Below are 8,885 nucleotides of genomic sequence, written 5' to 3'. Positions count from 1 at the left end.
GCTTTCAAAGTATTATCTTTTCTCGGTTCAGTTGGGAGCGCGTTTTCTCTTTCGCCTCTCACCTTTATTACTCTATCCCCTAACCCCTCCCTTTGTCAACCCCCTTTTTTGTTTTTTTGAGCTTTTTTTCAAATTCGCTGTGTGACTGAATTTCAGGGGTTGAAAGAAATAGTCGGATGAGTAATGGAGGTAATACCTCAGTCTGCGCACGGTTCTGTCTATATTTGAGAGAGGGTATCGATGAGTGGACGAACTAACCAGTTAAAACCTACTTTTAGTTGATGATTCAGAGTTGGCAAGCGATATAGATAAGCAAGACGACGAGCAATGTAGGCTAAGGAACCATCTAGCTTAATGTTTAAACTGGTGAGGGTGGCAGTATCTATGCCTAATGCAATCATTTCACCTAATGGTTGATAGCGGAAAGGCAGTAAAGGACGATGGGTCAATGATGCCCAAATATTCCAAGCTGTGTAATCAGCTTGTTGGAAAGCGACTTGAGCAGTTGATGGAACTTGTTTTCCTTGGGCATCAATGCAGTCCGATGAGTCTCCTAATGCAAAAATTTCAGGATGGTCAATCACTTGTAGGGTAGTTGAGGTGGTTATTTTACCCAGGTTATTGAGTTTAAGGGGTAAGGTTTTGATAATTTGGGGAATTCTTGTGCCTACTGTCCAAATAACTAAATCTACAGGAATGGTATCTATTTGATTTTTATACTCTAAGGAAATATTGTCTGCTTGGATGGATATAACTTTTGTTTCTAAATCTGTGAATATGCCTCTGTTATCTAGGGCTGTTTGAGCAGCTTGACGGTTAAATTCTGGAGATGTACGCAGAATTTGATTGCCGATTTCTATGAGCCGGAAGCGACCTCTATTACCAATTCTATCAGCTAGCTTACATGCTAATTCGACTCCACTGTAGCCTGCACCTACTATAGCTACGCGAATCTTGTCTGCATCTGATTCTTCTAAGATTCGTATTTTTTCTTCTAAGCGATAGACATCTGTGATGGTGCGGAAGGGATAAGCATGGGTTGTGGCACCAGGTGTTAAATCTAGAGGTGTTTCGCTACCTAAGGCTAGGACTAAGTAATCGTAGGAAATTTCTGTACCTGTTTGTAATTGTATTTGTTGTTGTTGGATATCTATGTTGGTAATGACAGCTTGATAGAAACGTATTCCTGTACCTTGTAGTAGTTCTGTGAAGGGGGGAGCGATTTCCCAGGCTTGAAGTTCACCAGTGAGGAGTTCGTAAAGAAGGGGGGAAAACAAAAAGCGATCGCTCTGATCTATTAGCACAATTTCTGGTTTTGGTATAGAACCCCAAGGCAATTGGCTTAAACGTAAAGCTGTGTAGAGACCACCAAAGCCTCCACCAAGGATACAAATTCGTTTTTTTGGTTGAGTCATGATACTGGAGTGCTAGCCACTTAAATATTTGTAAATTTTAATTTCACTGTAGCACTGCCTCAGGAAGCTTGTTGTGGCTGGAGAGTGCAGAGGTAATATTGGTGATTTTTTGCTCAGGAACACTGGCTATCAGCTAGTTAATGGCAAATTATGCCAGTAGATATTTTTGTTTCTTATGACCCCTCAATGGCTACAAGCAATATGGGAATAGGATTATGTATCTTAGACTCAGGTGCAAATTTTTTGATGTTTTATCCCTGCAATATTTATTTATGAGCATTACAGTTACGGGTACAATCCAAAAGCGTAATATTGGTCTTGGTGCTTGGGCCTTAGTTACAGATGAAGGTACGACCTATGAATTGCCTAAAAGTACAGATAAAAATCTGCTGATTTCGGGTCAAAAAGCTGCGGTGACAGGACAGGTACGTGAAGATGTGATGACTGTAGCCATGATAGGACCTGTCCTAGAGGTTCAATCCTTTGAAGTGGTAAGAGCTAATTAGGAACAGAATTTAGCACTGTTTGAATTCTTTCTCGAAATTCTCCTTTGGGATGTCCACCTTTGACTTCACCCACTATTTTAAATTCTCCATCGGGGTGATTACAGATGATATAGGTGGGCCATCCCATTTGTGATTTATCAGGATATTGAGTCAACAAAATTTGACGATATTTGCGGTAAGTTGCTGTATCTTGCATTTTCACGTCAATAAATTGTAAACCTAATTCCTCAGTTACTTTTTTGTCATAGAAGGACATTTTGTGGCAGATACCGCAATCTTCTGAAGAGAATTTAATTACTGCTAAACTCATATTAAATATCACCCTGTACTGTTAAAAATTATTGCAACCCAGTCTGGAAAGCCAGAAAATAGATTGGTCAAAACAGTTAGGTTGGACAACCTAGTTTGATTTTAGTCTGAAAGTTTATTGATTCAGCATGACAAGAGGAATAGCAATGGATAAGTTGATGAAATAAGCTCTAAAACAGGGTAGGGGGAAGCGCCCCCTTTAACATATGCTGATTTTTCAAGTTATAATTAGAAAATTGGGTTAAATTGTGGTTTCAGTTTAAAAGAAATTGTTACAGCCAAACATTAACACCGTGTTTCCAGCCTCAGTTTGCCGATTCAGTAATGGTTTAACATTTATTCATCAACAGATTCCCACTACTCCTGTCGTTGTGGCTGATGTCTGGGTGCGCGCTGGAGCAATTGTTGAGTCAGAACCTTGGTTTGGGATGGCTCATTTTCTGGAACATATGATTTTTAAAGGCACAGCAACCCTACCTCCTGGAGAGTTTGACTATCAGATTGAGAAAATGGGAGGAGTGAGTAATGCTGCTACTAGTTATGATTATGCTCACTATTCCTTAATTACTGCTGCACCATATTTGATAGATACTTTACCTTATTTAGGTGAGTTGCTGCTGAATGCAAAGATTCCTGAAGATGAATTTATTTGTGAACGAGATGTAGTATTGGAAGAAATTAGAGCTAGTGCGGATGACCATGATGCAATAGGGTTTCAATCTCTACTGAAAAATGTTTATCAAGGTCATCCCTACGGACGTTCTATTTTGGGAACTGAGCAAGAATTGATGCAGCATTCACCAGAGGCAATGCGTTGCTTTCATCGTGCTCATTATCAGCCAGAGAATATGACTATAGTAGTGGTAGGGGGTATTGAGCAGGAAGCGGCTTGGAATTTGGTCAATCGCTCTTTTGCAGATTTTGCAGATACTTGTAATTTTCCCGTGGTGAATAAGATTGCTACACCCTTAATTAAGGGGATTAAACGACATGAATTAATTTTACCTAGACTGGAACAAGGGCGATTAATGATGGCATGGATAGGGCCTGGTGTAGATCATATCCGCACTGCACATGGCTTAGATTTGCTGTCGGTTTTACTGGGGGAAGGAAGAACTTCTCGTTTGGTACATGATTTGCGAGAAGAGAAACAGTTAGTACAGGCAATTTGCAGCAATTTTGTTTTGCAAAAAGAATCTAGTTTATTGACCATTACGGCTTGGTTAGAGCCAGAATATTTAGAACGGGTAGAGGAACTGATTCGTGGTCATTTACATAATTTGCAACACCAGGGTGTTAGTGAGCAAGAAATGAACCGTTGCCGGAGGTTAATGTGTAATGAATATGCGTTTACTACGGAAACGCCTCATCAGTTAACTTCGCTCTATGGTTATTACAGCACATTGGCTCAACCTGAAGTGGCTGGTACTTACTTGGAAGACCTTAGGTCTTTTGAGTCCCAAGAACTGCAAAATCTAGCTCAAAAGTACCTTTCCCCTGATAATTATGTAGTGACGATTCTTAAGCCTTGTTAGTCTTTAGTTTCAGATATGACTAATGACTAATGATTCATGACCTATGACTAAAGACTAAATAATGCAAACTATTAATTCTCACTCTCTCATCCATCGCATTGTCTTAGATAATGGCATTGTTGTGTTGGTGACGGAAAATCAAGCTGCGGATATTATTGCTGGACGGATTTTTATACATGCTGGTAGCTGTTATGAACCGCAGGAGAAAGCAGGGTTAACACATTTGCTGTCATCTGTAATGACGAAGGGATGTGAGGGTTTATCTAGTTTAGAAATTGCGGAACAGGTTGAGTCTGTGGGAGCTAGCTTAAGTGCTGATGCAGCTACAGATTATTTTGTGCTGTCTTTGAAGACGGTAAGTGCAGATTTTGCAGAAATTTTAGCATTGGCTGGTCGGTTATTGCGATCGCCTACCTTTCCTGAAAATCAAGTTGCACTGGAAAAACGGTTAGCAATTCAAGATATTCGTTCGCAAAAAGAACAACCCTTTGCGCTGGCTTTTGAAAAATTGCGACAAGCAATGTATCAAGACCATCCCTATGCCATGTCAGTGTTGGGGACAGAAACAAGTATCGATAGTCTTACCCGTGATGATTTAGTGGAATTTCATCAACGGCATTTTCGCCCAGATAATATAGTGATTAGTATTGCTGGGAGAATTTCCGTTGCAGAAGCCATAGACTTAGTTAACCAGATTTTTGGTGACTGGCAAATACCCACCCAAGCAAAGCCCAGTCTGAATGTACCAGCTATTCAGGTAGCACCCCAATCTTGTCTTACCCCGTTAAATACCCAACAGTCAATAGTGATGCTGGGTTATATGGGGCCATCTGTGAATAGTCCAGGATATGCAGCTTTGAAATTACTTTCTACATACTTAGGCAATGGTCTTTCCAGCCGTCTGTTTGTGGAATTACGAGAAAAAAGAGGTTTAGCTTACGAAGTCTCTGCTGTGTACTCTACTCGTCTGTTTCCAGCTTCATTTGTAGTGTATATGGGTACTGCTCCAGAAAATACTACCATCGCGCTGAATGGATTACGTCAAGAAGTTGAGCTATTGTGTAGTGATGAACTTTCACCGGAGGCACTGCAAACAGCTAAAAATAAAATATTAGGACAGTATGCCTTGGGTAAACAAACTAACGGACAAATTGCTCAAGTCTATGGTTGGTATGAAATTTTGGGTCTAGGGATAGAATTTGACCAAGAATTTTCTCGTTTGATTAATAATGTGACTGCAACAGAGGCAATGACAGCTGCTCGTCAATATTTACAGGAACCATATTTATCTTTGGTTGGTCAAGAGGAAGCAATTCATATTGCTGTAGCATAATTTTGAAAGTGATAGGTCAATCAATTGTAGGTTGGCCTGGAAACCCACTATAATTTTTGCTCATAAAATTCTGGGCATTGTTGGGAATGATTTTGACCTCATGCAAGGATGCAAAGAGGAAAGATTTTTCCAACTTAAGACACTGATAAAATTATACCTTTTTAATTTTTAATTGTTGTAACCGTGCATCTAGGAGTAAAGCAGTGAAAGCAGTCTTGATGACAGCAGCAGGGAACCCAGAAGTGCTGCAACTACAAGAAGTTACCAAACCTACACCAGGAAATACAGAGCTTTTAGTCCGGTTAGTTGCAGCGGGTATTAACCCTATAGATACTAAACTGCGAAAGCGTGGTACCTTCTACCCTGAAAACATGCCTGCGATTTTAGGATGTGATGGTGCAGGTGTTGTGGAAGCTGTGGGTGCTGATGTCAAGCAATTTCGTCCTGGAGATGAAGTATATTTTTGTTACGGTGGTTTAGGCGCACACCAAGGTAATTATGCTGAATATACTACCGTTGATGAAAGATTCGTCGCTCGTAAACCCAAGTCTGTTTCCTTTGCGGAAGCAGCAGCAGTACCCCTAGTTTTAATTACTGCATGGGAAGCATTATACGAACGGGGAAGACTGGAACCAGGAGACAAGACTTTAATTCATGCTGGTGCAGGTGGTGTTGGTCATGTGGCTATTCAATTAGCTAAACTCAAAGGTGCAGATGTGGCAACTACAGTCAGTTCCCAAGCAAAAGCAAACTTTGTGACTCAATTAGGTGCTGACAAAGTAATTTTCTACAAACAAACAGATTTTGTCCAAGCGACTTTAGATTGGACAAATGGAGAAGGTGTAGACTTAGCCTTTGACACCATTGGTGGTGATGTTTTAGAAAAATCTTTTCCTGCGGTGCGAGTTTATGGGGATGTTGTCACTATTCTGGAACCAAGTGCTAATACTACTTGGAAAGTTGCGAGAAATAAAAATCTGCGTATTGGTTTAGAATTAATGCTCACTCCCATGTTGTTAGGCAATGTAGAAGGTTTACAACATCATGGCGAAATTCTTCAACAATGTGCTAATTGGATAGATGATGGTAAATTAAAAATTCATGTTAGCCAGACGTTCCCCTTAGCAGCAGCAGCACAAGCTCATGAATTGTTGGAAACAGGTTCAGTTACAGGTAAAATTGTTCTACTGATTGATGATAATTAGGTACTTGGTTGAGATTGTCGTTGCTATCTAGAAATTTGCCGCAAGTTAACGCAGAAGATATGAATAATCATCTGCGTTACTTCATGATTTTGATTGCTATTATCGCGTTGGTGTTGAGTGTCTTACTTTTTCCCCTGACTACGTTTGCAGCACAACCAGACAGGATACCTTTAACATTAGAAATTTTACAGGAAAGGTTGAAAAACCCGATTCTCAAGGAAGGTAATTTAACCATTGATTTACGGCAAATGGTCATTGATTTGCGTCCAGAAAATACAAATTTTCGAGATGCTTTTTATAAATTACTAAGGAAAGAATTACAAAAAACTGGTGCTAAACCAATAGGTTTAGATTTAACTTATTCCCTGATACAGGGGGATTTTCTGGGCAATGAATTAGGTTTAAGAACGCCGCTTTATGCTCAAGCGATCGCTCCAATTTTTACTGCGACTGAACAAGAACAATTAGAGCAGCTACGTTTAGCATGTTTAGAGTCTCTAGCTACGGCTTTACCGGATGCTCAAGATTGTAAATCACTTTTAGGTGCTGATGCTAATACTTCGAGTAATATCATTGTTTTTCGTGGTGTTTTAACAATGGTACAAACTCGGTTTAATGGAGAAGTACAATTTGGTAATACCTTTTTTCTCCAGTCTGTTGATACCCAAGGTGCCAATTTTCTGAAAACAACTAATTGGAGTGAAACGAGATTTAGTCGTCCTGTGAGTTTCCATAGTGTGACTTTTCATCAACCAAGTAGTTTTCAAAAAAGCATTTTCTTCGATAAGGCTAATTTTAAACAATCAATATTTCAAGATTTAGCTGATTTTAAAGGTGCAATTTTTGCCAATAATGGTAACTTTAATGAAGTCAAATTTAAACAAATAGCGAAATTTTATAGTAGTTACTGGCAAGGTAACGCTGATTTTTCAGATGTAAATTTTACGAATCAAGCTCAATTTAATCAAGCGAAATTCCATCAATTTTTATTTTTAACGGAAGCGACATTTAATCAATCTGTAATTTTTCGAGAAGCTGAATTTAATCAAACCGTAGAATTGCGTGGTGCAAATATTTTAAATCAAGCAGATTTTAGTGATGCTAAATTTGCTTCAACAGCCTTTATTAATGTACCTGGCTTAACTTTTAATTCTAATCAGGCTAAAATTTTAGGTAACTCTGGTGAAATTGGCAAAAAATTTTCTATTGCTTCTTTGCAAGGAAATCAAAATATATTACGAAATTTAAGTCAAAATTTCCGCCAACAACAACAAATCGCTGACGCTAATCAATTAGAATATACCAAACAAAGATTACGATTAATAGAATTAAGTCGTCGGTTAGTTGCAGCTAATATTAATAGTGCTTCTGTTTCTAATTTAATCAATTTGGGTTTTTCTTCTACCCAAGCTACAGAAATTATCCAACATCGTCAAATAGAACTTTTTCACAGCATCAACGAGTTACTGACTTTAGCCGATATTGATTTAGATACCTACAATAAACTAAGCGATCGCCTGATTGCAACAGAACCTATATTTTTCGGTAGCTGGTTACTTCAAGGGGTGACATGGTTGTTACTCAGCGTCCTCTTGCTGCTGAGTGGTTACGGAACCAACTTTTGGTTAGTCTTTGGTGTGGGAGGAGTAGCGATCGCTTACTTTGGTGTATTATTTTGGCTGGTAGACCGCTATCGTCGTCTACGTCCTATTCCCATTATTCCCACCTACTACGAAACTATTTCTATCCTCACCAGTTTTACCGTCATTGCATTTTTCAGCTTATTGGCTATTTTTCGCAATGCAGAAAACCCATGGTTAACCCTACTTTGTTTATTGATTATCATTGTTCCTCTACCCATCATCCTCTTGTGGAGACTTTATCAACAGGGACGCTACCATGACTTAATGGATGTTTCCTACTTCACAGAAGATGGAACCCTGCGACAACTGCGACTATTAATAGGACGCTTACCAGTTATCCCCAGAAACCCTACTTTTAGGGAAAGATACATGTCTTTATTATGGGATAGACGTTGGAACTGGCTCAATTATTTAGACTTTAGTCTCAACAATTTAGTCAGGTTAGGATTTAATGACATTCGTCTCCGTGACCAACATCTTCCAGGAATTATCTCCACAATTGCTTGGTATCAATGGAGTTTAGGGTTACTCTACGTTACCCTGGTTCTTTGGACATTATCTCGTACTATTCCTGGGTTAAATTTATTGATTTATTTGAAATAAATTATGCGCAAAGACGCAAAGATATTGTTACCATCATTAATGGTAGCACATTTAGTTTATTTTCTTCTATTGCTGATTGTTTAAACAAAACTTTCTGACTCTTTCAACCTTTTATTAATTTCATCCCAATTAACAACATTCCACCAAGCTTCTAAATAATCAGGTCGGCGATTTTGATATTTGAGATAATAGGCATGTTCCCACACATCATTACCAAGAATAGGATATTTATAGCTATAGCCATCAAGATTAGGACGTAAACTATAAGAGTTCCCATAGCATCTCCCGATTTCAATGGCTAAACCTTATAGTGATGATTTTCGGCAAAAGGTAATG

Annotated in this window: 7 protein-coding genes and 1 pseudogene; 5 read left to right on the top strand and 3 right to left on the bottom strand. The window is 38.9% G+C overall.

The window, feature by feature from the left end; all coding sequences use genetic code 11:
- Positions 1-218: 218 nt before the first annotated feature.
- Positions 219-1,415: an NAD(P)/FAD-dependent oxidoreductase gene (locus H6G73_RS23890; protein ID WP_190609002.1), complete on the bottom strand. Its 1,197-nt coding sequence runs from the start codon at positions 1,413-1,415 to the stop codon at positions 219-221.
- Between the two features lie 272 nt (positions 1,416-1,687).
- On the opposite strand from H6G73_RS23890, the gene H6G73_RS23885 reads away from it, so the two are divergent.
- Positions 1,688-1,921: a hypothetical protein gene (locus tag H6G73_RS23885; protein WP_190609001.1), complete on the top strand. Its 234-nt coding sequence runs from the start codon at positions 1,688-1,690 to the stop codon at positions 1,919-1,921.
- Here the strand turns inward: H6G73_RS23885 and H6G73_RS23880 are convergent.
- Positions 1,914-2,231 (bottom strand): thioredoxin family protein, encoded by a 318-nt coding sequence (locus tag H6G73_RS23880; protein ID WP_190608998.1) that lies wholly within the window; start codon positions 2,229-2,231, stop codon positions 1,914-1,916. The genes H6G73_RS23885 and H6G73_RS23880 overlap by 8 nt on opposite strands.
- Before the next feature lie 292 nt (positions 2,232-2,523).
- Here H6G73_RS23880 and H6G73_RS23875 point away from each other — a divergent pair, with 292 nt between their 5' ends.
- From H6G73_RS23875 to H6G73_RS23860, 4 genes are all read left to right on the top strand, one after another.
- Positions 2,524-3,765: a M16 family metallopeptidase gene (locus H6G73_RS23875; protein WP_190608996.1), complete on the top strand. Its 1,242-nt coding sequence runs from the start codon at positions 2,524-2,526 to the stop codon at positions 3,763-3,765.
- A gap of 61 nt (positions 3,766-3,826) precedes the next feature.
- Positions 3,827-5,098 carry a M16 family metallopeptidase gene (locus H6G73_RS23870; RefSeq protein WP_190608994.1) on the top strand — a complete coding sequence of 424 codons (1,272 nt, stop codon included), beginning with the start codon at positions 3,827-3,829 and terminating at the stop codon, positions 5,096-5,098.
- 203 nt (positions 5,099-5,301) lie between these two features.
- Positions 5,302-6,303: a zinc-dependent alcohol dehydrogenase family protein gene (locus H6G73_RS23865; RefSeq protein WP_190608991.1), complete on the top strand. Its 1,002-nt coding sequence runs from the start codon at positions 5,302-5,304 to the stop codon at positions 6,301-6,303.
- 59 nt (positions 6,304-6,362) lie between these two features.
- Positions 6,363-8,549 carry a pentapeptide repeat-containing protein gene (locus H6G73_RS23860; RefSeq protein ID WP_190608989.1) on the top strand — a complete coding sequence of 729 codons (2,187 nt, stop codon included), beginning with the start codon at positions 6,363-6,365 and terminating at the stop codon, positions 8,547-8,549.
- A gap of 80 nt (positions 8,550-8,629) precedes the next feature.
- Here H6G73_RS23860 and H6G73_RS23855 read toward each other — a convergent pair.
- Positions 8,630-8,773, bottom strand: a pseudogene (locus tag H6G73_RS23855) (Fe-Mn family superoxide dismutase); the annotation flags it as partial.
- Positions 8,774-8,885 lie beyond the last annotated feature (112 nt).

The organism is Richelia sinica FACHB-800, assembly GCF_014698825.1.
Lineage (GTDB): Bacteria > Cyanobacteriota > Cyanobacteriia > Cyanobacteriales > Nostocaceae > FACHB-800.
Note: the sequence above shows the minus strand (reverse complement) of the source record. Positions and strands in the feature narration are given on the sequence as shown.